Annotated in this window: 21 protein-coding genes; 7 read left to right on the top strand and 14 right to left on the bottom strand. The window is 45.0% G+C overall.

The features are described from left to right. The first annotated feature begins 107 nt into the window (after positions 1–107). Positions 108–608, top strand: coding sequence for a crossover junction endodeoxyribonuclease RuvC (gene ruvC / locus B649_RS11980; protein ID WP_015654785.1), 501 nt, complete (start codon positions 108–110; stop codon positions 606–608). Positions 609–1,286: 678 nt separating this feature from the next. Continuing rightward, entirely contained in the window at positions 1,287–2,927 is a 1,641-nt protein-coding gene (locus B649_RS11975; RefSeq protein WP_291750909.1) for a lysophospholipid acyltransferase family protein, read from the top strand. 69 nt (positions 2,928–2,996) lie between these two features. Here the strand turns inward: B649_RS11975 and B649_RS11970 are convergent, their stop codons facing one another. Both B649_RS11970 and B649_RS11965 read right to left on the bottom strand, forming a co-directional pair. Then, positions 2,997–3,917 carry a pseudouridine synthase gene (locus B649_RS11970; RefSeq protein WP_015654783.1) on the bottom strand — a complete coding sequence of 307 codons (921 nt, stop codon included), beginning with the start codon at positions 3,915–3,917 and terminating at the stop codon, positions 2,997–2,999. Positions 3,918–3,922: 5 nt separating this feature from the next. After that, on the bottom strand, positions 3,923–4,837 hold the full coding sequence (locus B649_RS11965; RefSeq protein WP_015654782.1) for an RluA family pseudouridine synthase: 915 nt from the start codon (positions 4,835–4,837) through the stop codon (positions 3,923–3,925). 170 nt (positions 4,838–5,007) lie between these two features. On the opposite strand from B649_RS11965, the gene purB reads away from it, so the two are divergent. The 3 genes from purB (at position 5,008) to B649_RS11950 (ending at position 9,216) form a co-directional block, all read left to right on the top strand. Continuing rightward, positions 5,008–6,336, top strand: a complete 1,329-nt coding sequence (gene purB / locus B649_RS11960) for an adenylosuccinate lyase (RefSeq protein ID WP_015654781.1) — start codon at positions 5,008–5,010, stop codon at positions 6,334–6,336. Positions 6,337–6,487: 151 nt separating this feature from the next. Continuing rightward, a complete protein-coding gene (locus B649_RS11955) occupies positions 6,488–8,854 on the top strand; it encodes a ribonucleoside-diphosphate reductase subunit alpha (protein ID WP_015654780.1) in 2,367 nt (788 codons plus the stop codon). Further along, complete coding sequence (locus B649_RS11950; RefSeq protein ID WP_015654779.1) at positions 8,845–9,216, top strand: hypothetical protein; 372 nt, start codon at positions 8,845–8,847, stop codon at positions 9,214–9,216. The genes B649_RS11955 and B649_RS11950 overlap by 10 nt, the downstream gene beginning before the upstream one ends. Positions 9,217–9,255: 39 nt before the next feature. Here B649_RS11950 and B649_RS11945 read toward each other — a convergent pair whose 3' ends face one another. From B649_RS11945 to B649_RS11920, 6 genes are all read right to left on the bottom strand, one after another. After that, positions 9,256–9,714, bottom strand: coding sequence for a low molecular weight protein-tyrosine-phosphatase (locus B649_RS11945; RefSeq protein ID WP_015654778.1), 459 nt, complete (start codon positions 9,712–9,714; stop codon positions 9,256–9,258). Beyond that, positions 9,711–10,655, bottom strand: coding sequence for an RsmB/NOP family class I SAM-dependent RNA methyltransferase (locus B649_RS11940; RefSeq protein ID WP_015654777.1), 945 nt, complete (start codon positions 10,653–10,655; stop codon positions 9,711–9,713). Before B649_RS11940 ends, B649_RS11945 begins: the two co-directional genes overlap by 4 nt. Continuing rightward, positions 10,652–11,299, bottom strand: a complete 648-nt coding sequence (locus tag B649_RS11935; RefSeq protein ID WP_015654776.1) for a protein-L-isoaspartate(D-aspartate) O-methyltransferase — start codon at positions 11,297–11,299, stop codon at positions 10,652–10,654. The genes B649_RS11940 and B649_RS11935 overlap by 4 nt, the downstream gene beginning before the upstream one ends. After that, positions 11,296–12,030, bottom strand: coding sequence for a carbon-nitrogen hydrolase family protein (locus tag B649_RS11930; RefSeq protein ID WP_015654775.1), 735 nt, complete (start codon positions 12,028–12,030; stop codon positions 11,296–11,298). The genes B649_RS11935 and B649_RS11930 overlap by 4 nt, the downstream gene beginning before the upstream one ends. Continuing rightward, the gene (locus tag B649_RS11925; protein ID WP_015654774.1) at positions 12,017–13,036 is read right to left on the bottom strand and encodes a ribonucleotide-diphosphate reductase subunit beta; all 1,020 of its coding nucleotides are present in this window, start codon (positions 13,034–13,036) and stop codon (positions 12,017–12,019) included. The genes B649_RS11930 and B649_RS11925 overlap by 14 nt, the downstream gene beginning before the upstream one ends. A 121-nt stretch (positions 13,037–13,157) precedes the next feature. Then, a complete protein-coding gene (locus B649_RS11920) occupies positions 13,158–13,490 on the bottom strand; it encodes a hypothetical protein (RefSeq protein WP_015654773.1) in 333 nt (110 codons plus the stop codon). A 186-nt stretch (positions 13,491–13,676) separates the two neighbouring features. Here B649_RS11920 and B649_RS11915 point away from each other — a divergent pair, with 186 nt between their 5' ends. Next, positions 13,677–16,919 (top strand): DUF748 domain-containing protein, encoded by a 3,243-nt coding sequence (locus B649_RS11915; protein ID WP_015654772.1) that lies wholly within the window; start codon positions 13,677–13,679, stop codon positions 16,917–16,919. A gap of 158 nt (positions 16,920–17,077) precedes the next feature. Next, positions 17,078–18,157: a YeiH family protein gene (locus B649_RS11910; RefSeq protein ID WP_015654771.1), complete on the top strand. Its 1,080-nt coding sequence runs from the start codon at positions 17,078–17,080 to the stop codon at positions 18,155–18,157. 7 nt (positions 18,158–18,164) lie between these two features. On the opposite strand, the gene B649_RS11905 is transcribed toward B649_RS11910, so the two are convergent. From B649_RS11905 to tig, 6 genes are all read right to left on the bottom strand, one after another. Further along, the gene (locus B649_RS11905) at positions 18,165–18,800 is read right to left on the bottom strand and encodes an arylesterase (RefSeq protein WP_015654770.1); all 636 of its coding nucleotides are present in this window, start codon (positions 18,798–18,800) and stop codon (positions 18,165–18,167) included. A gap of 2 nt (positions 18,801–18,802) precedes the next feature. Then, a complete protein-coding gene (locus B649_RS11900; RefSeq protein ID WP_015654769.1) occupies positions 18,803–20,311 on the bottom strand; it encodes a YifB family Mg chelatase-like AAA ATPase in 1,509 nt (502 codons plus the stop codon). A gap of 89 nt (positions 20,312–20,400) precedes the next feature. Then, entirely contained in the window at positions 20,401–20,916 is a 516-nt protein-coding gene (def, locus tag B649_RS11895) for a peptide deformylase (RefSeq protein WP_015654768.1), read from the bottom strand. A 7-nt stretch (positions 20,917–20,923) separates the two neighbouring features. Beyond that, positions 20,924–21,964 carry a diguanylate cyclase gene (locus B649_RS11890; protein ID WP_015654767.1) on the bottom strand — a complete coding sequence of 347 codons (1,041 nt, stop codon included), beginning with the start codon at positions 21,962–21,964 and terminating at the stop codon, positions 20,924–20,926. A gap of 10 nt (positions 21,965–21,974) precedes the next feature. Continuing rightward, complete coding sequence (gene clpP / locus B649_RS11885; protein WP_015654766.1) at positions 21,975–22,571, bottom strand: ATP-dependent Clp endopeptidase proteolytic subunit ClpP; 597 nt, start codon at positions 22,569–22,571, stop codon at positions 21,975–21,977. Between the two features lie 5 nt (positions 22,572–22,576). Continuing rightward, positions 22,577–23,872: a trigger factor gene (gene tig, locus B649_RS11880; RefSeq protein ID WP_015654765.1), complete on the bottom strand. Its 1,296-nt coding sequence runs from the start codon at positions 23,870–23,872 to the stop codon at positions 22,577–22,579. Positions 23,873–23,943 lie beyond the last annotated feature (71 nt).

Genomic DNA, 23,943 nt, shown 5'->3' with positions numbered 1-23,943 from the left:
TTTCTCAACCCCTGTGAATAGTGATGTGAATAATAGCGATATTTGCCTATAATTAGCCTCAAAGAAGAGGTGAATAAAATTCATTCACCCTGTGAATAGGAATAATTATGAATATTTTAGGGATAGATCCGGGTACGAGAAACTGTGGATATGCTATCGTCGCGATAGAGGGACAAAAATTACGTCTTATCGAAGCGGGTTTGATTAAAATAAAAGCCGAAGAACTTCAATATCAAATTCCCCAAGTTGCCGAAGCGATAGAACAATTATTCAAAGCTCATACAATCAATGAAGTAGCAATGGAAGATATCTTTTATGCCCATAACCCTAAAACGGTTTTGAAGCTGGCACAATTTCGCGGAGCGATTACCCTCAAACTTTTACAAGAGCATGGAATGTTTGCAGAATATACACCGTTACAAGTCAAAAAAGCGTTGACGGGAAAAGCCAAAGCTGCCAAAGAGCAGGTAGCATTTATGGTAAAACAGATATTGGGGATAACGAAAGAGATTAAGCCTCTGGATATTACCGATGCAATGGCGGTAGCAATTACCCATGCGCAAAGGGTTAAATTAGAAATGAATCAAAAAAGTAAAACAAAAAAATGAATGAGCTTTCTGCTGAGGAAAACTTAGTGTTAACGTAGTCAAAGGGGCTTTGCTCCTTTGGCGTAATAAAATGAATAACATAGCGACCAACACACCAGGAGGGTCGCTAAGTCAGAAGTGTATCCAAAGAGTCTTAGAGATCCTTAATAATTTCAGATTGATGAAAGGCTTAAGCGTTTATCTCTGTTACCCCCCTAAAAAATTTCTGAATCCGAAAAAAAAAATCAAAATTTTTCAAAAATGTGTAATATTCACACTGTGAGCGTGTTGTGAATAAGTCATAGCCATTTTTACAAAAAAAGTGTTAAAAATCTTCATAATTTCAGAAATTTTTTATCTAAATATACCCTGAAATCATATTTCTTCAACCCACCTTAAACCCCCTATTTTAGGGGCCTATTACAATTTTGTCTGTATCAAAAATGAATAAAAACATTGTTATAAAAAGTTATTCACATCAATTGATAATTTTTTTCATTCAAAGCGTTGTAATTGCACTGTAACTCTAATGTAATCACATTGAAACAGATATCCCTTAATGTTTCAAAAATAAGAAACACGAATAAGTGTATTCCTTAATTAAAGGTGCATAAGATGGTTAGTACAGAATTTATTTTACGAAAAGAATACCCAAAAGTATTTCGATACCCTGCAATTATTAATAAAATGATAGTAGGAATGACACGGTTACTTCTTCATGAAAAATCGATTAATCGCTTTATGGAAATTCATCAAGAGAAAAGCGGATTGGTATTTATCGATGCGGTCCTTGAATATTTAAACGTATCGTATAAAACGATTCATCGCCAAATCGAAAATATTCCTACGATGGGTAAAGTGATTATTGTTGCGAATCATCCTTTGGGAGCATTAGACGCATTGTGTTTGATACAGATGGTCTGTTCGGTGCGTCAAGACAAAAAAGTGAAAATTGTAGCCAACCGCATGCTTGGTGAGATTACCCAGCTCAAAGAATATATGATTGGTGTGGATAACTTCAATGACAAACTCTCACGACATGCTCTTCGGCAAATTGATAATGCGCTCCAAGCTGAAGAAGCGGTCATCTTTTTCCCTTCCGGTGAAGTTTCTCGTGCGGGATTATTTGGGATAAAAGAGGGTTCATGGAAAGGGGGCTTTTTAAAGTTTGCCAAACGAAATGCTGCTCCGATTCTTCCGATCCATATTAAAGGAAAAAATAGTCTGTTGTTTTACGCTGCTTCATGGATCTATAAACCGTTGGGGGGGTTGCTTCTCAGTCATGAAATATTTGCGGCACGAAATCACGTATTTGATTTTACGATTGGAGAGATGGTGAGTGAAAAAGCACTGAGCGATTTTAACATCAGTGAAAAACGTCATGCAAAATTATTTCGTAAACATCTTCTCCGTATCGCTAAAGGAAAGCACGGTATCTATCCAACGGAGTGTTCTATCGCTCATCCTGTATCGCGTCAGGAGCTTCGAAGCGAACTCAGAAAAGGTGAACTGCTAGGGATGACAAGTGATAACAAAGAGATCTATTTGATCGAACATGAGAATGCCCCCAATATCATCAACGAAATAGGACGCTTACGTGAATACTCTTTTCGCAAAGTAGGAGAAGGGAGTGGTCATGCCCGTGACATCGACGAGTATGATCGCTATTATCATCATCTAGTGTTGTGGGATGATGAGGCGTTAGAGATCGCTGGAGCGTATCGTATCGGTGAGTGTGAGTGGATTCTTTCGTGGTTAGGCAAAGAGGGTCTTTATATGTCTGATTTGTGTGATATGAATGAACAGTTTGATGCAGTTTTGGAAGATGCCATTGAGCTTGGGCGGAGTTTTGTTCAGCCAAAATACTGGGGAAGTCGTGCACTCGATTATCTATGGCAAGGGATTGGGGCATATCTCAGCCATAATCCTCAGGTCAAATATATGATGGGGCCGGTAAGTATTTCGGGAAGTTTTCCAAAACATGCTCAAGAAGCTTTGGTCTATTTTTATACCCTTTATTTCGGTAGTGACCACACTATGGTTAGAGCAAAGTCGCCCTATAAACTCTCAGAATACGTCCAGAATGAGTTTAAAGCATTGTTTAGCGGCGAGAACTATACTGAGGACTTTAGAGTTTTAAAAGACTATCTAAAAGCATTGGACGTATCGGTTCCTACCCTCTATAAACAGTACAGTGAATTATGCGAAGAGGGTGGAGTGCAGTTTATGGATTTCGGGATTGATAGCGATTTTAACAACTGTATTGACGGGTATATTTTGGTGGATATTCGGAAAATTAAAGAGGTGAAACGACAGCGATATATTAGTAATTGTGCATAGAGTTTCGTTCGTGGTGAGCTTGTCGAACCATGAACGCACCCTTCGACAGGCTCAGGGTGAACGGATATTTTAATCAGATGTAATCCCCATCGCCTCAAAGCACTCTTGCACAAAATCTTTCTCAGATTCTATCTTATACACCTCATTCTCATACTCAAATTCAAGCGAATGTGCATGAAGAAGCAACCTCGTTGACCCCCCTATTTCTAACCGCTCTTCGGGTGACAACTCTTTTTTTATAAATCGTACTACGTCCTTTTCCTCTGGCCCATACACCGGATCACCGATTATCGGATGTTTCACGTGGAACAAATGAACTCGTATTTGGTGGGTACGTCCGGTCAATGGAGATGCCTCTACGAGCGTCATATTATGCTCAGGAAAGTAACGAATCGGTTTAATAATAGTATGGGCTGGTTTCCCTTTAGGGTCAACTTTAACCACCATACTGATAAGAAGATTCGGATGATCAATTCGAAATAGAGGTTCTTGTACATCGATAATCTCTTCTACATGACCTTTTACCATAGCAAGATATCGTTTATTTATAGCACGTGCAGAGAATAACTTTTTTAAAACAGTTTCACTTTTTTTATGTCGAGACACTAAAACCAAGCCACTCGTCTCTTGATCAATCCGGTGTGTTGCGTTAGCATCCTCACCAAACTGATGTTTGATCTCATCATTAAGGGTATACGGCGATAGACGGCTGTGCGGATGGACACTCAAACCGCTCGGTTTGTCGTAGATGGCAAAGTCGTTAGTGACAAACATCGGTTTGAATCCACGCGATAACGGCTCAAAACAGATGAACTCACAAGAGCCCTCAATGAACCCGAATTGATCGCACATGACAATGCCATTTTGAGATAAACGACCTCGGGCAATAAGACGTTGCCCTTCACTTCGCGAGAGATTTAGTTCTTCCATTAAAAATGCGAGAGCCATTTGACGAATAGGTGAATGAAGTTTTTTAGTGATGAAAGGCATATCAATTATTTCTTTTTCATCGCATCAAAACATTGAGAAATAAAATCTTCTTTTGAAATCACGTGGTAAGGAATATTGTCATAAATGAATTCAAGAGAATGGGCATGAAGTAAAAGTCGTGATGCACCCGTATTGATAAATCGCTCTTCTACGGACATCTCTCGGTCTAAAAAGCGGACGGCATCGTTTTCGTCCTGACCATAGATCGGATCACCGATGATTGGATGTTCCACGTGGAACAAATGAACCCGTATCTGATGTTGACGTCCGGTATAAGGTGAAGCCTCGACGAGAGTCGTATCGGTATCGGGAAAATACTCCAGAGGTTTTATAAAGGTACGAGACGGTTTTCCCTCAGGATGAACCCGTACGATCATGCGGATAATAGAGCTGGCATCTTCTCGACGCAGTAAAGGCTCCTCTATATCGAGCGGCTCTTTGAGATGACCTTTAACCATAGCGATATATTTCTTGGTAATTTGACGCTCTTCGAACATCATTTTTAAAGCACGTTCAGAACCTTTGTTCCGCGCCGTCAAAACCAAACCGCTTGTCTCTTGATCGATCCGATGGGTAATGTTGGCCTCATGTCCGAAACGGTGCTTGATCTCATCGTTGAGGCTATAGGGGGTGTGACGATTCTGCGGGTGGACGAGAAGACCGCTGGGTTTATCATAGACGGCAAATTCCTCTTCGACAAACGCAGGTTCTAACCCTAACGTCAAAGGTTCAAAACAAATGAAATCAAAAGTTCCTTCGATAAACCCCGCATTGTTCGCCATCACTTCACCGTTTTGAGAAAGCCTCCCTTTGGCAATTAAACGTTGTGCTTCGCTTTGGGTAATCCCTAACTCTTGCATTAAAAAACGAAATGCTTTTTGACGAGACGGGGCGTGAAGTTGCTTGGTGACAAAGGGCAATTTAATTCCTTTTTAGGGAGGGTTGGATAGACTTATATATACAGTAGAGAACGTCCCGTTCGTGGTGAGCTTGTCGAACCATGAACAGATCCTTCGACAAGCTCAGGGTGAACGGACATAAAAAAAGTCTAATTTAATTAGCGCATTTTAGCATAGAAGGAAGTTATAGCATGGTAGATCGTTACGCCAGAGAAGAGATGAAATCCAAATGGAGTATCCAAGCAAAGTATCAAGCATGGCTCGATGTTGAAAAAGCGGTAGTCGTTGCATGGAATAAATTGGGATTGATTCCTGATGAAGATGCCCAGAAGATTGTAAAAAATGCAGGATTCAGTGTTGAACGCATTGATGAGATCGAAGCGGTTACTCGCCACGATTTGATCGCGTTCACCACATCCGTTTCGGAAACACTCGGTGAAGAGAGTCGCTGGTTCCATTATGGTATGACATCATCCGATACGGTTGATACGGCTGTCGCTTTGCAAATGCGTGATTCACTGGCATTGATTATCGAAGACGTTAAAATGGTTATGGCATCGATCAAGGTTCGTGCAGAAGAACACAAGATGACATTGATGGTCGGACGCTCACACGGAATTCACGGTGAGCCGATTACGTTTGGTTTGGTGTTAGCGGTTTGGTACGATGAGATGGCACGTCATTTGACAAACTTGGAACAAACCATGGAAGTGATTTGCGTCGGTCAAGTCTCAGGCGCAATGGGGAATTTTGCTCATGCACCGTTAGAACTCGAAGAATATACCTGTGAAGCGTTAGGACTTAAATCGGCTCCTGCATCTAACCAGGTTATTCAGCGTGACCGTTATGCACGTTTAGCTTCGGCGCTTGCTTTGATGGCAAGCTCTATCGAGAAATTTGCAGTACAGGTTCGTCACTGGCAGCGTACCGAAGTGTATGAGTGTGAAGAGTTTTTTGCCAAAGGGCAAAAAGGCTCATCTGCAATGCCTCACAAACGTAATCCGATTTTGACTGAAAATATCACAGGGTTAGCCCGTATGGTTAGAGCGTATGTTATCCCTGCGATGGAAAACGTCGCGTTATGGCATGAGCGTGATATCTCTCACAGCTCTACCGAGCGTTTCTGGTTGCCGGATAGTTTTGTTACCTCAGATTTCATGCTTCACCGTTTTAACAGTGTTATCGCAAATCTCGTTGTGTATCCTGAAAACATGATGCGTAATCTCAACCTCACCGGCGGTTTGGTTTTCTCACAACGTGTTTTACTCGAACTTCCTCTCAAAGGGGTAAGCCGTGAAGATGCCTACCGTATCGTTCAACGCAACGCGATGAAAGTATGGGAAGGATTGCAGCAAGGAAACAGTGCCGTCAACGAAAAAGGGGAAAGCCTTTATTTACAATATCTATTAGCAGATGATGAGCTAAGAGAAAGTTTGAGTGAAGAGGCAATCCGCGAATGTTTTAACTTTGATTATTACACCAAAAATGTCGATAAAATTTTTGCACGGGTATTCAAATAATTATCATTAAAATAGTTTTTTTCAACATAAGAAACAATACAATATTGAGTGATTATAATACACCACATTGTCTGACTCGTTAAGAGGAAAGATCATCCAAAAGGGGGTAACCTTTTGGCATTTAAAATAGACGGATTATTAAGGGAGAGAGATGCTAACCATTGTTAAACGTAACGGACGCCGCGAACCGTTGGATATTACAAAAATTCAAAAATATACCTCTGCAGCTGTTAAAGGTCTTGTAAACGTATCGCAAAGTGAATTGGAAGTGGATGCACAAATCCAGTTTCGCGACGGTATTAACAGTAATGAGATTCAACACACACTTATTAAAACCGCAGTCGATAAGATCGATATCGATTCCCCTAATTGGACGTTTGTAGCATCTCGTCTCTTTTTATATGACCTTTATCACCGTGTAAACGGTTTTACCGGCTACGGCTCTTTACAGAGCTATTTTGAGCGTGGCGAAGCCGAAGGGCGTATCTTACTCGGTCTGAGAGATAAATTCGATTTGGCGGAGTTAGATACGTACATCGTTCCTGAACGTGATTTGGAATTTAACTACCTCGGCGTTAAAACATTGTATGACCGTTATTTGATCAAAGATCGCCAAGGCGATCCGATCGAGCTTCCTCAGCATATGTTTATGGCAGTTGCGATGTTCTTGGCACAAAATGAGAGCGATCGTCAGGGATGGGCGAAAAAGTTCTATGACATGATGTCCAAATTTGAAGTGATGATGGCAACCCCTACTCTCTCCAATGCCCGCACAAACCGTCATCAGCTTAGCTCATGTTACATCGGTTCTGCGCCGGATAATATCGAAGGTATTTTTGATGCCTATAAAGAGATGGCATTGCTTTCTAAATTCGGCGGAGGGATCGGCTGGGATTGGACGCAGGTTCGTGCTATGGGTTCATTCATCGACGGTCATAAAAATGCCGCCGGCGGAACCGTACCGTTCTTGAAAATTACCAACGACATCGCTATCGCAGTCGATCAGCTCGGAACGCGTAAAGGGGCTATCGCCGTTTATCTCGAGCCGTGGCACATGGACGTCAAAGATTTCCTCGATGTGAAGAAAAACTCAGGAGAAGAGCGCCGACGTGCTCATGACTTGTTCCCGGCGCTATGGATCAACGATATGTTTATGAAGCGTGTCGTCGAAGACGGTATCTGGACGATGTTCGATCCGTTTGATGTCAAAGAGCTCAGTGAGCTTTACGGTGATGCGTTTGAGAAGCGTTACCTCGAACTTGAACAAGATCCGAATGTGATTAAAGAGCATACCAAAGCGAAAGATCTTTGGAAAAAGATCTTGACCTCATATTTTGAGACAGGAAGTCCGTTCCTATGTTTCAAAGACAGTGCGAACCGTGCCAATCCGAATGATCATTTCGGAATTATCCGCAGTTCGAATCTTTGTACCGAAATTTTCCAAAATACGCAGCCGAATCACTATTTGATTAAAATTAAATATGAAGACGGCTCGTTTGTCACGTTCGAAGAAGATGAGATCGTTAAAGTGGACAGCGGGATCGAAAAACCGGCGAACAAAGTTACGGCACTTGATTCTCTCGGAGGACGTCCGATCTACATCGTCGAAAAAGAGAAAGTAGACGGTGCGACGGCGGTATGTAACCTCGCGTCGGTGAACCTCTCACGTGTTCACACCAAAGAGGATATCGACCGTATCGTTCCGGTTGCGATTCGTGCCCTCGATAATGTTATCGACCTGAACTTCTATCCGTTGGAAAAAGTCAAACGGACCAACCTTCGTAGCCGTGCGATCGGTTTGGGTGTTATGGGTGAAGCGCAGATGCTCGCGGAAAACCGCATCGTATGGGGGAGTCAGGAACACTTCGATAAAGTCGATGAAGTGATGGAAGCGGTGAGCTATAACGCGATTCTCGCTTCGTCGAACCTTGCGGTCGAAAAAGGGTCTTACGCCGAGTATGAGGGTTCCAAATGGAGCCGTGGAATCCTCCCGATGGATCATGCAACGGCAGAGGTGCAAAACCTCGTGGATCGCGGCGGATTGTTTGCACCGAACTATGAGTGGGACGAGCTTCGTGAAACGATTAAAAAACAGGGGATGCGTAATGGCTACCTGATGGCGATCGCTCCGACAAGCTCGATCTCGATCCTCACGGGGACAACGCAGACGATTGAGCCGATCTACAAACGCAAATGGTTTGAAGAGAATCTCTCAGGTCTTATTCCGGTCGTTGCACCGAAACTCAGTCCTGAGACGTGGGGATACTACACTCCGGCGTATGATCTCGATCAAACGATCCTCGTTAAAGCGGCGGCTATCCGTCAGAAATGGATCGATCAGGGGCAAAGTCTCAATATCTTTATTACCCTCGATCGTGCCAGCGGTAAATATCTCAACGATATCTACATGCTCGCATGGAAACTGGGTCTCAAATCGACCTACTATCTCCGCTCCCAATCACCGGAGCAAAAGCAAGATACGGCAGACCGCTCGATGGAGTGTGAAGGGTGCCAATAAAGCCCCTGAGCGCCTCAACGCTCAAAAACCTGCTCGATCGCATCGATAATGCCGCTCAGGGTGAAATTCGCTCTCTGACCCCACTCTCCCCTACTTCCATCGAAATTCGTTTCAGTGTTCAGGACATCGCACGCGGTTATGACTGGATTGATGTGCTGTTTCGTGTGGACGGCGTGAATAACGCCAAACTCGTGAGCGATAATGTTTTACGTGCTTTGGATATGAGCGAGGGGATAACGGTGGAGCTAACGCCTAACAGCGCTGCGTTAGCGATCGGCAGTTACAGCGGACGTTGTGATGAGGCGCCGTTTTATATCCTCGGAACCTCACTCGGATACGAAGAACTCCCCTTTAGCGGGTAATCACTAACGTTCGTGGTGAGCTTGTCGAACTATGAACGTTTACCCTTTGAGCGGCTCAGGGCGAACGGAATTCACTAATACATTCACACAACTCTCGATCATCGTATAAACATGCTCAAACCCTTCAAAACCGTTAAAAAAGTACGGATCGGGTACATCCGCCCCATTATGTCCATAATCGCCTAATTTCACCAAATTCTGACATCCTAATGCTTTGAGATCGCGATAGTTGGATGAATCGAGCGCGACGATCAGATCAAAGGCGTTGAAATCGGCTTTTTTCACCTGACGGGCACGAATAGGTGAAATATCGATACCGTGATTACGGGCGACGGTAACGGAGTGTTCACACGGTGCCTCTCCCACATGTGAACCCCCTGTCCCCGCTGAATCAACCGCTATAGTGTGAGCGCACTCTTCTATCAGCTTTCTCGCAACACCTTCTGCAATCGGTGAGCGGCAGATATTACCGAGACAGACGAAGAGGATCGATTTCACGCCAATTTCTCCAATAAACAGATAAAGAACCCATCAATCGTATCGGTCGGCAAAATACGGACGGCGTTTTGCATCCGTTCATCATAAATTTCTTTTCCCCAGCGCGTCAGGGGCTTTTGGACGTTATCGAAGGGCAATGTGAGGGGTATGGTCTTTAAACGGTCTCCATGGCGCTCTAAGAGGTGCTGAAGGGGGCTTTCATTCTCTTCGGGGGAAAACGAACAGGTACTATAGAGCAATTTGCCCCCCGGTTTGAGGGCATCGAACGCCGAGAGCAATAATCGGCGTTGGAGTTTGGAGGTCTCTTTGACTTTGTGGACACTCCAATAGCTCATCGATTTGGGTTCATGGGTTTTAAATCGTGCTTCGGAGGAACACGGCGCATCGAGCAAGATTCGGTCAAACATTTCAGGGCACTTTTTACCGACACTGCGGCCATCGGTCATGTAAGTGTGGGCGTTGGTTACCCCTTGGTGTTTGAGATTATCGCAGAGGCGGAAAAAACGCTCACGCTGAAGCTCTACGGCGGAGAGCCATCCGGTATTCTCCATCATACCTGCCAGCATCAGAGTTTTACCCCCGGGTGCGGCGGCGAGATCGAGGACGGTCTCTTCGGGCTTGGGTGCGAGCAACACAGGGGCGATCATCGACGAGAGGTTTTGGATGTAGAGACGCCCGTCATAAAAAGCAGAGGTTTGGGTGAGACGGAGTTTATCCTCCGGAGCGATGCGATAAACGCCCGATAAGATCTCCCACCCTACCCGCTCGTAAGGGATCCCTTCGTGTTCCAGCTCGGCTTCGAGTGCTTCAGGTGAGGTTTTTAGAGGGTTAAAACGAAACGTGACCCGCTTGGGTGCATCAAAGGTTTTGACGATCGTATCAAACCGTTCCTGCGGAACAATTTTCTCTAAACGCTCACGAAAGGCTTCCGGGAGACTCATTTGCGCACCACTCCGTTAAGTACCGGGACAAAATCGCACACTTCGAGGGTATCTTCATGGATGACACCGCCTTGCTTCGTGAAACGGGTAATCACCTGTTCGCGTCCTTTATCGATCGGAGCGATCAAGATTCCCCCCTCCGCTAACTGATGAAAGAGTTTTTGGGGGATGATGCGTGCGGATGCTGAGAACAAAATCCGGTCATAAGGTGCGTATTGTTCCCATCCGTTTTGACCATCATCGGTACGGGTGTGAATGTTTCCCAGACGCAAATGGCGAAAACGCTCTTTGGCTTCCAAAAGGAGCGATTCGATCCGCTCGATCGTAAAAACGCGGCGAAAAACGTGAGAAAGAACGGCCGCCTGATAGCCGCTTCCACATCCGATTTCGAGGACGCTGTCGCACCCTTCGGGGCTTAGATATTGGGTCATTTTTGCGACCGTCAGCGGTGAGGAGATGTACTGTTGTGCGCCGATCGGGAGCGCATCGAGACGGTAGGCGTTATGGCGCATCGCCAGTGGGACAAACTCTTCTCGATTCGTGTTGATAATAGCGGTTTTGATAACAGGGCGCAGAGGAAACTTTTTGGTAATCTCTTCAGCCATACGGGTTGTTTTAATTGCGGTTATTTTATCGATGCTCATTGTATTCCTATGTTGAGGTAGCGTCGCATGGACTCTACGGTACGGCTTTCATAATGGGATGTTAGTATTTCGGAGCCGTTATTGCGTATCTCTCCGCCAAAAGGGGTGATAATACCGCTCATGGCGCTGGTATCGGTATTATCTGCGTCAGAGGCGATAACGTAGCACTGGTTCATTACGGCGAGTGCGTTGGTAAGGATAACGAAATGCTCACTGCGCAGTTTTCCCCATTGAGCAGGGATGGCAATAATATCGCACCCTTCTAACTGTTGCCAAAGGCTCTTGAAACGGAGTTCAAAGCAGATGAGAATCCCGATTTTGATCCCCTCAAAGAGAAATGGGACGATCCCCTCTTCTCTTCCGGCTTCAAAATAGTTATGTTCGTTTCCCAGTGCGAAAAGTTTTGCTTTTGGTTGGGTGTAGAGAATTTGGGAGTTATGGAGGGCGTAGGCGATGTTGTAAAATTCCCCGCCCTTTTTGGTAATCGCGGTAAAGATCAAAAGACGATTGCCAACAGATGTGAGGAGTTTTTCGAGTGCCGTTTCGGTAAATTGTGCCGCTTCTTCAAATCGATCATACGCAAAACCGCTCAAGACTACTTCGGGAGCGACAATAACAGCATCTTGCGGGGATTGATCGATGAGTGATTCGAGACGCTCTAGATTTTTAGCAAAATCTTCACTCGTCTCAAAGCACAGCGAGACGATGGGACGGGTTTTAGAAGTCGTCAAAACTGAGACTTCCTTTGGAGTAGTTGGTTACTGTCCCCTCGAAGAAGTTGGTTTTTTGGTCGTTAAATTTAGAGAAATCATCGACCCATTTGATCGGGTTAGCAACGTTGTAGAGAGGTTTCATTCCCACAGCTGTAAGACGGTTATCGGCAAGATGTTGGATATATTGTTCCACGATTTCGTTTGTTAGCCCCAAAATTTGTCCTTGGGTAATGTATTGTCCCCATGCGACTTCCAGTGCTACTGCTTTGCGGAACATATCATAAACTTCTTCGAGCAATTCTTCCGTGAAGAGATCGCTACGCTCGCGTCGGAGGGTGTTGATGATGTTTTGGAATAAGACGAGATGGGTCACTTCATCGCGTTGGATAAAGCGGATCATCTGTGCGGAACCGAGCATTTTCCCTGAACGGGCGAGGGTGTAGATGTAGGTAAATCCGCTGTAAAAATAGATCCCTTCCAAAATCTGGTTTGCAAAACACGCTTTAACAAAAGCACTCTCTGATGGATCGTTAGCAAGATCGTTATAACGTGCGGCGATGGAGTCATTTTTGGTTTTGAGCATCATATCACGACGCCAGAGATCGTAAATCTCTTCAGAGTTTTGGCTGATCGAATCGACCATAACGGCGTAACTTTGAGAGTGAAGTGCCTCTTCAAAACTTTGGCGTACCAAAATGAGGTTTACTTCAGGGGCAGTGACGTAGGGATTCACGTTATCCATCAGGTTGTTGGTTTGGAGGCTGTCCATGAAAATGAGCTGGGAGAGAGCCTTGTCGTAGGCCGTTTTTTCCATTTCGGTGAGGTATTTGTAGTCTACCGCATCACGGGTCATGTCGACCTCTTTAGGGAACCATGTGTTGTTGAGCATCATCTCCCAGAGGTTATAGGCCCATTGATATTTGATATTATTGAGTTCGAAAATACCGGTAGGATTTCCGCCGAAAATCTGGCGATCGTTTACATGTTCGGTGGAGGTTGGATTGTAAATTTGTTTACGCTTCATTTCGGCTATCCCTGTGTACAGATAAAGTAGATGATTATGTCGAAAACTAGATTTAAGTAGGCTAAAAGTAGGGAAGATATTTTTGGAAAAACGTTTCAAGCCATTATCTGATGATATAGGTTTAGCCCTCGGTTGAAGTATTACCGCTGTTATTGACGTAAGCCGTAATGTTCTGAGAACGTTGAGCCTCTTTGGAAATGCTTTTATAATCTTGGAGTGAGAGGGCGGTAGCACTGTAACTCTCGTCGTTTTGATACATAGCGGATGATTTGATAAAAACATCTGTTTGCTCTTGTTCTGATTTGGCACCCACAATCTCAGTGCTATTTTTTTGTTGTTGATCGAGCTGTTCTTGGATATTTTGGGTTTGTTCTTTTATCATCGCAGGATCGGGGCGTCCTACTTGCATCGGTTGTGAATAAGGAGTTTGAAAGATATAGGAACTAACTTGCATCCTAAGCCTCCGTTTTTGGTCTATTTTCCACAACTTTACTCCCGAAAAACAAAAAAAATGATTAAGTTTTCGGGTTATTTTTTTCGATCCTAAAGGATTTGTTTTCTTAATCCGCTATCTTGAAAAAACATTTGTGATACAATAATTTATTATGATTTGAATGTATGATTTTTTTGGGAGAACAATATGGTTAAGCCGGCACTAAAATGGATCGGAGGAGTCGTTGCCCTATACGCTGTCATAGGGTTTTTCGCTGTTCCGTATGCAATCAAAAATATGGTTCCTGATAAGGTTTCAGAAGCTACAAAAGGGGGGATTTTTTCGGTCGAATCCGCCGCTTTCAACCCCTTTACCTTTCACCTAACGTTGAAAAATCTTGCCTTCAAAACCCCTCAAAAACATGACCTGTTCGCGCTTGGGTGTTTATCACTCAATGTAGACCCTCTCGCGTATCTTTGGCGTGGGGGATGGGTTGTTAATGAGGTTACGTTAAGTGAACCGCATATCGCGCTCCATCGTGATGAAAGAGGGGATTTTAATTTCAAATGGCTTACTGAACTGGGTAGCGATGAACCTAAAGCTGAAAAATCTTCTGAACCGATAGGGCTTATCATCAAGCACTTCGGATTAAAAAACGGGACGTTGAACTATCGCGATTATGCCGAAGGGAAAGCGTACACGCTCGATATGGGTCCTGTCGGATTTAATCTCGATAATATTGATTTACGAGATCTCTCCAGTGCGGAGGGGAAAATGCGCCTTTATGCGACAATCAATGAGGGGGGATTTATCGATCTAAGCGGTAAAGTCGATGCTCTGTCTCCGCTGAAAATCGGTGGAAGTATGGCGTTTGATTCAGGAAAACTCTATACGCCGTGGCGCTATTTTAAAGAGAAGTTTCCGATCGAAGTGGCGGATGGTTCCGCTGCATTCGGATTTGATTACCGATTTGACAGCAGTGATGTGAATGCGACCGAACTCTCAAAACTCCATTTTGAAATCGATAAACTCCGCATCATCCCCAAAGGGGAACAGCGTAATCTCTTTACCCTCTCAACGCTTCGGCTCAATGATGGGAACGTGCAGCCGCTTAAGAAGGTATTTAACGCACGTTCCCTCACACTGGGTGGAATCAATCTCTCGGCCGAGCGCTCCGGTGAGGGGAAAATCGATTGGCTGAGCTATCTTGAAGCCATTCAAAAAGCATTTCCAAAAGATGAAAACGAAACGGAGAGTGAGCCATGGACCTTTGCCCTTGGGGGTGTAGCCGTTGAAAATACCGTGGTGCAGTGGAGTGACAACGCTCCGAGAGAACCTTATCGGGCAGTGTTGAGTAATCTTCGTCTCCACAGCGGGAGTGTTTCGAGTGATACAAAAGCGCTTCTAAATCTCTCGCTTGCAACCGATGCGTTGCGGATAACCCGCCAGAGGGATGAGGCACTTGCGATGGGATTAGAGGCAATTGCAGTTGATGGGATCGAGCTTGATCGTGCCGGAAAATTTGCAACGGTTCAAAAACTCTCTCTTGACGGAGCCAGTGTCGCGCTGAAACGTCTCTCAGATGGTTCTATCGATCTTTCGCGATACGCGTATGCATCGTCCGCACCTGCAGAACGCTCGAGTGAGGCACCGTGGGGGTACCGGGTGGGTGAGATTGATCTAAGCAACGGATCGGTAGCGTTTATCGATGAGGTACCGAAACGTCGTGTCTCGCTGAATCTCGATCAACTCCATCTGAATCTCAAAGGATTTGAAAGTGACCCAACCCGTAAAAACGATCTGATTTTCTCCACCCGTATCAATCAAAAAAGCTCTTTGGAGCTTAGTGGGGGCTTGATACGCTCTTCCTTGAGCGCTCACGGGAAGGTGAACGTAAAAGCGCTGGACGTAACGTTGGTGGATCCGTATATCGAACCGAGCACCTATGCCTCCCTGCGTCGTGGAACACTCTCGGTAGCTGCTGATTATGATTATAATCCGTCTAAAACGGGTTTCAGAGGAAAAGTGGCATTGGAAGATTGGGTCGTCAATGATACCCGGGATGATTCGGTGCTGCTTGGATGGGAGAGCATCGGTGCCACACCGTTCGTCTATACTTACCCGGCCAATCAGCTGCGGATTAATCAACTGGCAATTGATGGGCTCTATACTAATGCGCTGATTGATGCGAAAAAAGTGTTGAACTACTCGACATTGAGTAAAAAGAGCGAATCGGAATCCAATGCAACGAAAACATCGGGGAATCCTTTTGGAATCGATATTGTCAAACTTCTTCTTCGCGGCAGTAGCGCCACCTTTAGCGATCTATCGCTCCCTTTGCCGTTTAAAACGTATATACACGATTTAGAAGGCTCAGTTCTTGGGATTTCAACCACAAAAGATGTCAGAACGTTTGTGAAACTGCGCGGAGGAGTCGATCAGTACGGATTAGCCAAGATCGATGGAAGTTTAAACACCAAAGCGCCCAAAAAATTCACCGATATCAAAGTAGCGTTTGATAATCTCGAACTCAAAGGGTACACTCCGTACTCGCTTGAATTTTTAGGTTACAAGATCGATGGAGGGAAACTCTTTTTGGATCTTGGGTATAAGATTGACGAAGGGAAACTAAACAGTGCCAATCGAGTTGTCATCAAACAAATCGAATTGGGAGCCGAAAAAGAGGGAGGATCGCCGTGGCCTCTGCGTTTTGTTGTGGCATTGCTCGAAGACAGTGAGGGTATCATTGATATCGATCTCCCCATCGAGGGGGATGTGAATAACCCTGACTTTAAATACGGCAAAGTAGTATGGCAGGTGATCGGAAATCTCTTTACCAAAGCGGTCACTTCACCGTTTAGACTCTTAGGCTCTATGATGGGAATCGAGAGCGATAAGCTCTCCTCTATCGATTTTGAAGCGGGTTCTGCGACTCTCTTGCCGCCGCAGGTTGAAAAACTCGATCAGATTATTACAATGCTTTCCAAACGTCCTAAATTGTCGCTCAATGTGTACGGCGGATGGGATGAGGTACAGGATACGCATGCCCTAAAAGCGAAAAAATTGGTTCAAGCGACGTTGAAACGCAATAAAGATCTGAAAATCGATTCGGTACAGGCAATCAGTCTTGAATTACTCGAAGATATGGCAGAGGAATCATTGGATAAAAAAGAGCTCAAAGCTCTCAGAGCTTCTCTCGAAGAGAAATATCCCGAAGAGGCGGCCTATGTTCGCCATTATTCTGCGGCACTCATCGAAAAGCTGATCCCTCTGCAGTCGTTGAGCTCACAAGAGCTTCAAGGTATAGCACAGCAGCGTGCACAGATAATCCGAGCTCATTTGATCAAAACTCCGGGGTTTGAAAAACGCCTATTTATCAAAGAGAGTGAAGGGATAAAAGGGGAGAATGCGGATGCCGTTCCGATACGTTTAGAGATCGTTGTTCCGTAAGATTTTGAGAATTTTGTGATTCATCCTATAATGTCATATTTACTTTAAAGAACTCTTCCGCATTAATGCGGAAAGCTTTAGGGATTGCAAGGGACATAAGTGTCCTTGCGACTTTGGCGGGCTTTGCCCGCTAACGTGTATTACTTACAGGAGTTATTATGCCGTTTTCACCCACAAAGCGAAAAGACACCCTAAGCGGTATTCTTTTTGTTGCAATATTTGCTGCTGCTGCGACGATGATCGCCGATTTGGCAGTTGTTAAAAATTTCGGGATATCCCCTCTTGTTGTGGGGATTGTTCTGGGGATATTTTTTGCCAATACCCTTCATAATCGTATCCCTTCCGTGTGGGAAGGGGGGATTACATTTTCGGGTAAAAAAATCCTCCGTTTCGCTATCGTTTTTTACGGATTCCGTATTACGTTTCAGCAAATCGCTGAAGTCGGGATGGAGGGGTTTATGGTGTCGCTTATCATGCTCGCTACTACCTTTATCCTCGGAACCTATTTGGGACAAAAGATTTTTAAAATGGATCGTGATACCTCTATGTTAACCGCTGCAGGAGCATCGGTGTGCGGTGCGGCGGCAGTTTTGGCAACCGAGCCGGTCCTCAAATCCGAAGAGCATAAAGCGGCAATTGCCGTATCGATGGTTGTACTGTTCGGAACAATCGCAATGTTTCTCTATCCTGCCCTCTACAGTGCGGGGGTGTTTGCGGGGATGGACGATAAGACGTTCGGTATCTTTGTCGGCGGGACAATCCATGAAGTGGCACAAGTTGTTGCGGTCGGTGGAGCGTATGGTAAAGATGCGGCAGATGCGGCGGTGATCGTTAAAATGACCCGTGTTATCATGATTGCACCGATGCTGATCGTACTGGGAATTTATCTCTCGTATGCCGCTAAAAAAAGCGGCAGTGTAGGGGGCGGCGTAAAGCTCGTGATTCCATGGTTCGCCGTTTATTTTGTCGGTATGGCTGGTGTCAACTCATTATTACAGCAATACTCTCTTGAGCATGTGGGAGAATCAATTGCAACATTTATCGCTTCTGCCGTTGAGAATATTAATCTGATTGATACATTCCTTTTAACCATGGCGATGACGGCGTTGGGTATGGGGACACGTTTTGCGAAATTTAAAGGGTTGGGGCTCGCTCCGCTTTATACGGCGGGAGCGATGTTCGGATGGCTTCTTGTCGGCGGATATTTTATTACGATGTGGGTAGTGGCTGCATTTTAATGAGCTTCTACTTTTCAAACAGATAATGATTGCGTAGAAGCTTTTCAATAGCTTCCGCCATCTTTTGGTAACCTTGCGCATTGGGATGGATGTAGTCACTTTTGTAGCGGTTGTCATGAAGAATATCAGCAAGAATATCCTCTTCAATTGCTAAGTGGTATGTTTCGGCTAGTTCGTCGTAAAGAGGGGGCGGTGTGAGTTGAAGAATCCCGAATTGCGGAACGGAGATTAAAATGACGTCGATATTCTGAGATTGCGCCAATCGGATCATTTGCTCCAGATTTGTACGCAGTTTTTGCATATCTTGTTTTTTAAGAATGTCATTTCCTCCGTGGCAGAGAAGCAAAATCTTTGGCTTATACTCTTGAAGTAGTGAAGGGAGCCGTTTGAGGCCCTCTCCGGAAGATTCACCCGAAATACCCCCGTTGATCACCTTACGCCCTAAAAGTTTTTCTAAACGTGCGGGGTAGCTCTCCGTGGGATCAGCTCCGTACCCGTAGGTGAGACTGTCTCCAAAAGCGAGCAGTACGGCTTCTTTTTCGATACGTTTGTTAGCTCCTTCAGGCGAACTATAATAGCGATTAAATAAGAAGCTCCCGATCAGTAATACGGCTACAATCGCATAGATTCTGTTTAATGTCATATTCAGCGCTTCCGATAGCTCAATGCTTCCAGTAAATGAGCTTTCTCTATATCTTTTTCTCCCTCTATATCGGCAATTGTCCGAGCCACTTTGAGAACACGACTCACCGCTCGAAACGATAATCCGAATCTCCCTATCGCCTGATCGATTAGCTGTTGCGTTTCATCGTTCAAAGGACAGTATCGGGCAATCTCCGCATCATTCAACGCACCGTTCAATCTCTCTTGCCCCCGCTCTTTTTGACGTAAAAAAGCTTGGCGTACTTGGGTGTGAAGCTGATGTGAGCTGATACTCGATTTATCCTCTGCACTTACGGCGTGCATTTGTACATACAGATCAATACGATCTAAAAAAGGGTCGGAGAGACGAGATTTGTAGCGGTTGATTTCGAGATCGCTGCATCGGCAGGCGGTAGTAGCGCTAAAGAGATTACCGCAAGGGCAGGGGTTCATAGCCGCTACAAAGAGGAAATTGGCATCATAAGTGACTTTGGTATTAACACGAGAGATACGGATATGACGGTCCTCTAGCGGCTCTCTGAGTGCTTCAAGGACGGTTTTCGAAAAGTGTGGAAGCTCATCGAAGAATAAAATGCCCCCATGAGCCAACCCTACCTCTCCAATCTGCGCTTTATGGGTTCCTCCGCCGAAGATACTCGCCCCTGTACTGGAGTGGTGAGGGGAGCGAAAGGGGCGTGAGGGGGTAAAGGACGGCTCTTTTCCCTCCAGTATTTCGAGTTTGGCACATTCGAGTATCTCGTTGTTATGGAGGGGTGGCATAATGTGTACGAGCCGTTTAGCGATCATTGATTTCCCGCTCCCCGGAGAACCCTCCAAGAGGAGATTATGCATTCCGGCCGCCGCTATCAGGGCAGAGCGTTTGGCGTGTTCTTGCCCTTTTATCTCTATAAAATCGAGGGGATAGTGTTGGTGAAAATAGTAGCTTTTTTCGTTGTGGATCAAGTGATCAAAATCGAAAGTACTCAGATGCGCTTTTGCTTCAGGGAGCGTGTCTGAACGCAACAGATTGAGGGTGTCGGTCAGGGTATCGACTCCGTAAAAGGTGATGTTAGGGATTTTAGAGAGTTTCGGAAGGCTCACATTGGGGACGATGGCGCGGGTGATGGCTCCTTGGTTGGCGAGGGAGAGGATGATGGGGTAGAGGAGGGTGTTTTCGGTGACACTACCATCCAGCCCGAGCTCTCCAAATACATACCATTCCGACAAATCTCCCTCAAAATTACCCAGTGCTATCAGTGCAGCGATAGGGAGATCGAAATGTGATCCCTCTTTGCGCAGATCGCTGGGGGCGAGGTTGATGGTGAGCCGTTTAGGGGGGAACGTAAAGTCATTGCTTAAAAGAGCTGATTTGACACGCTCTTTGGACTCAGTGATGGCGGTGTTTGCCATGCCGACGATACTAAAAGCAGGCAGCCCTTTGGTCGCAGTGAATTGTACTTCGACGCTCTCAGCGTCAATCCCCTCAAATGTAGCACACCGTAATTGTTTCATGGATAGTCCAGAATATTATTTAACGGATATTGTAGCAAATAGGTGAGAGCAAGCGATAAATATTGCAAAACGCAATATTTATCTAAGCGTTATTTTTTCTCTTTGAGGGCTTTTTTATACTCTTTTTCGAATTTCTTGCGGCGGTTATAGGTGAGCTTTTCGATGAAAAGTTTTCCCTCTAAATGATCAATTTCATGCTGAATGGCGATGGCTAAAAGCTCATTAGCCTCTAAGGTACATGGTTCTCCATGGCGGTTCTGATACTGTAGCATGAGGGTTTCAAAGCGTTCAACATCTTCATAAAAACCGGGGACGCTTAGACACCCCTCCTGATAGAGGACATTTCCTTTGGGATCATGAATAACGGGATTAATAATCTCAATAAGATTCTCTTTGTTTTGTTCTCCCTCTTCATCGGGGATACAGAGAATCAGTGCACGGATGGGATTGGCTACCTGAATAGCCGCTAGCCCGATACCGTTGGAGCTCATCATGGTCTCAAACATATCATCCAAAAAACGGTGGAGAAGATCGTCGAAATTGACCACTGCAGATGAGCGGACTTTGAGTTGTTTGTTCGGATAGGTAATAATCGGGAGAATCATGGGGGCCTTACTGATTGCAAACCATATAACGAGCTGAGGAATCCTGATCTGCCGCTTCCATAGCATTAAGCGTGCAAACGAGAGTTTGATCAACTCCGATAGATGCTTTGAGCTCTGCGACACCGATGGCGATGCGCAATTGAATTTCCTGCTCAGCGAGGAAAAAATTACTGGAGGCTACAAGGTCGTAAAGCCGCTCAGAAGCCCGTTTGGCACTTTCGATATCGGTATGTTTGAGGACCATTGCAAAAACGCCCTCACCGAAATGTGCAACGATATCACTGCGTCTGGAAGTTTTAAGGAGCAAGCGCGCAACGGTGCGAATCATAAGTTGCTGTGCTTTTTCGCTTTGCATCGTATTTGCCGTCTCTTGGGAGAGGCGGACAAAAATCAGGGAACTTTTGTGTTTAAACTCATCGATGAGATTACGTTCTTGCTCAAGCTTGGCAATAAGGTAGCGTTTGTTGTAGACACCGTACTGATTATCAAAAATGGTCTCATTTTCTACTTGCTTGACGATGGTAGCGGTCTCTTCATAAATGCTTTTCATGTGGGTTACTTGTTTTTTCAAGATACCGCTGAGTTTACTGACGTCGTTCCCTAAAGATGCTATGAGATCGTTCGCCCCGGCTAGTGAGGGGATGTTTTTGATCTCTTCGCCCCGTTTTTCCAAAATCTTCTCCATCAAAGAGATATTTTTGTAGAGTGTTGCACTGAGCTGTAAAATACTTTTGACCGAAGAGAAACCTTGTTTGAGGGTTTTTTCGAGGGCTATACTCTTGTCGCTTTGATCATCTTCTTCAAACTCGAGAATTGATCCGATCTGGCGGCGTAAGCTTTCGCTTTTCTCATCCAAGATACGATCAAAATAGAGGGCAAAATTATTGGGGGTCGGGGGGAGATTATCGGAGATAAGGGCGGTTAAAACTTCTTTGGAAAAAATTTCAAGATCACTGGTTGGATCACCGAGTGATCCGGCACTGATGGAGTCTCCCTCCATCGTGTTTTTTTGGCGTTGTGAGCGTTTTAGATCACCAAGACTCGCCATATTTTAGCCTTTACTTCTCTTCTTTTTCTTTTTGGATCAATACTTCATCAATGATACCATATTCTACACCTTCTGCGGCTGACATAAAATTATCACGATCGGTATCTTTTTCGAGTTTTTTGATACTTTGTCCGCAGTTCTTTGCCAAAATCTCATTGAGTTCTGCTTTCATGCGCAAAATCTCTTTGGCTTGAATCTCGATATCGGTTGCCTGACCCTGAGCGCCGCCGAGAGGTTGGTGAATCATGATACGTGCATGAGGAAGCGCATATCGTTTCCCTTTAGCCCCTGAACTGAGCAAAAATGCTCCCATTGATGCGGCTTGACCGATACAGATCGTACTCACATCAGGACGGATGTAGTTCATCGTGTCGTAAATCGCCATTCCAGAGGTGATAACCCCCCCCGGAGAGTTGATGTAGAAATAGATATCTTTTTGTGGATCTTCCGCTTCCAAAAAGAGCATCTGTGCTACGATTGAAGAGGCAACCGGATCGTTTACTTCACCGCTAAGCATGATGATACGGTCTTTGAGAAGACGTGAATAAATATCATATGAGCGCTCGCCGCGCCCCGTTTTTTCAATGACGTAAGGGATGTAGCTCATCGTGATTACTTGATTTTATCGTTAAGCAATTTACTAAGAACACGATCTTCGATCATTGCCATTTGAATCGCAGGAAGGTAGCCTGATTCTTGGTAGTGCTTGTAGACTGCCGCAGGATCTTGACCCATTTGCATTGCTTCGTAATAAATGGTTTGCATCAATTCTTGTTCGTTGACGATGATGTTTTCCGCTTTAGCTAACGCGTCTACGATAAAGGTTGCTTTAACGGCACGGCACGCATCGTCACGGAACGTTTCGCGCATTGCTTTGACTTGTTCAGCATCGTTGCGGAGCTCTTCGAGTTGCGCTTCGCTGAGTTCACGCGCTTTTTTGTTCAATGCCATATCCATCTCTTGCTCAACGATGAATTCAGGAAGATCGATTGTGAATGCCGTTACGAATGTTTCCATCAATGAAGGTTTGAGGTCGTCGTTGTACATAACGCTCATCGCTTCGGTTTCTAGTTGTTCTTTAACTTTTTCTTTGAGCATTTCAACGCTGGCATCTTCATATCCAGGAAGCATTTTTTTCGCCAATTCGTCATCGACAGTTACCGCTTCTTTCGCTTGGATTGCGTTGATTTTCACTTTGAACTGTGCCGGTTTGCCAGCAAGTTTTGCTCCGCCGTAGTTTTCAGGGAAGGTAACATCGATGGTTTTCTCCTCCCCTTTTTTCATTCCGATTACCTGCTCTTCAAATCCAGGGATAAATTGGCCGCTTCCAAGACGAAGAGAGAAATCTTCCGCTTTTCCACCTTCGAATGCTTCGCCATCAACAAAACCTTCGAAATCAAGCAATGCACTGTCACCGCTAATCAACGCACGATCTTCATCAACATTTACGAGAGGTGCTTGAGCAGATGCGAGTTCTTCGATACGGGTCATGATCGCAGCATCATCGATTGCAGGTTTTGCAACTTCAGGAACCATAGCCGCATAATCGCCGAGTTCGATAGCAGGACGGGTTGCGATGATGACTTCAACATCGATACCGTTGTCGTTTTTTTCAAATTTAGCGATTTGAGGTTCACCGATGAGTGTATCCGCAGCGATGGCCATTTCTTTAAGTCCAGCGCTTAAAAGATCACGCAATGCTTGTGCTTCCGCATCTTGAACAAGGCGTTCGCCGTATTGCTTTTTCACGGCGCTTACCGGTACTTTGCCTTTACGGAAACCGGCAACTTTTGCCTCTTTAGAGAGCTGATTAGCGATTTTTTCGATGTTAGAATCGATTGTCCCGCGAGTGATAGCCGCGTTGATTTTCGCGTTGGCTGAGTCAATTTTGTTCGTAGTAATTTGCATTGAATCCCTTTTGTTAACGTCTCATATTAGACTAAATGGTGGCAATAATATCCAAAAAGGGTTAATGCTAC

The organism is Candidatus Sulfuricurvum sp. RIFRC-1 (assembly GCF_000310245.1).
GTDB lineage: Bacteria > Campylobacterota > Campylobacteria > Campylobacterales > Sulfurimonadaceae > Sulfuricurvum.
This window is presented reverse-complemented; position numbering and strand designations above follow the sequence as displayed.

Coding starts and splice junctions, on each gene's coding strand:
- B649_RS11890 (WP_015654767.1), bottom strand. CDS start 21,964: ATGGCGAGTCTTGGTGATCTAAAACGCTCACAACGCCAAAAAAACACG.
- B649_RS11920 (WP_015654773.1), bottom strand. CDS start 13,490: ATGCAAGTTAGTTCCTATATCTTTCAAACTCCTTATTCACAACCGATG.
- B649_RS11900 (WP_015654769.1), bottom strand. CDS start 20,311: ATGAAACAATTACGGTGTGCTACATTTGAGGGGATTGACGCTGAGAGC.
- ruvC (WP_015654785.1), top strand. CDS start 108: ATGAATATTTTAGGGATAGATCCGGGTACGAGAAACTGTGGATATGCT.
- B649_RS11970 (WP_015654783.1), bottom strand. CDS start 3,917: ATGCCTTTCATCACTAAAAAACTTCATTCACCTATTCGTCAAATGGCT.
- tig (WP_015654765.1), bottom strand. CDS start 23,872: ATGCAAATTACTACGAACAAAATTGACTCAGCCAACGCGAAAATCAAC.
- def (WP_015654768.1), bottom strand. CDS start 20,916: ATGATTCTCCCGATTATTACCTATCCGAACAAACAACTCAAAGTCCGC.
- B649_RS11925 (WP_015654774.1), bottom strand. CDS start 13,036: ATGAAGCGTAAACAAATTTACAATCCAACCTCCACCGAACATGTAAAC.
- B649_RS11915 (WP_015654772.1), top strand. CDS start 13,677: ATGGTTAAGCCGGCACTAAAATGGATCGGAGGAGTCGTTGCCCTATAC.
- B649_RS11955 (WP_015654780.1), top strand. CDS start 6,488: ATGCTAACCATTGTTAAACGTAACGGACGCCGCGAACCGTTGGATATT.
- clpP (WP_015654766.1), bottom strand. CDS start 22,571: ATGAGCTACATCCCTTACGTCATTGAAAAAACGGGGCGCGGCGAGCGC.
- B649_RS11975 (WP_291750909.1), top strand. CDS start 1,287: ATGACACGGTTACTTCTTCATGAAAAATCGATTAATCGCTTTATGGAA.
- B649_RS11905 (WP_015654770.1), bottom strand. CDS start 18,800: ATGACATTAAACAGAATCTATGCGATTGTAGCCGTATTACTGATCGGG.
- B649_RS11910 (WP_015654771.1), top strand. CDS start 17,078: ATGCCGTTTTCACCCACAAAGCGAAAAGACACCCTAAGCGGTATTCTT.
- B649_RS11940 (WP_015654777.1), bottom strand. CDS start 10,655: ATGAGTCTCCCGGAAGCCTTTCGTGAGCGTTTAGAGAAAATTGTTCCG.
- purB (WP_015654781.1), top strand. CDS start 5,008: ATGGTAGATCGTTACGCCAGAGAAGAGATGAAATCCAAATGGAGTATC.
- B649_RS11935 (WP_015654776.1), bottom strand. CDS start 11,299: ATGAGCATCGATAAAATAACCGCAATTAAAACAACCCGTATGGCTGAA.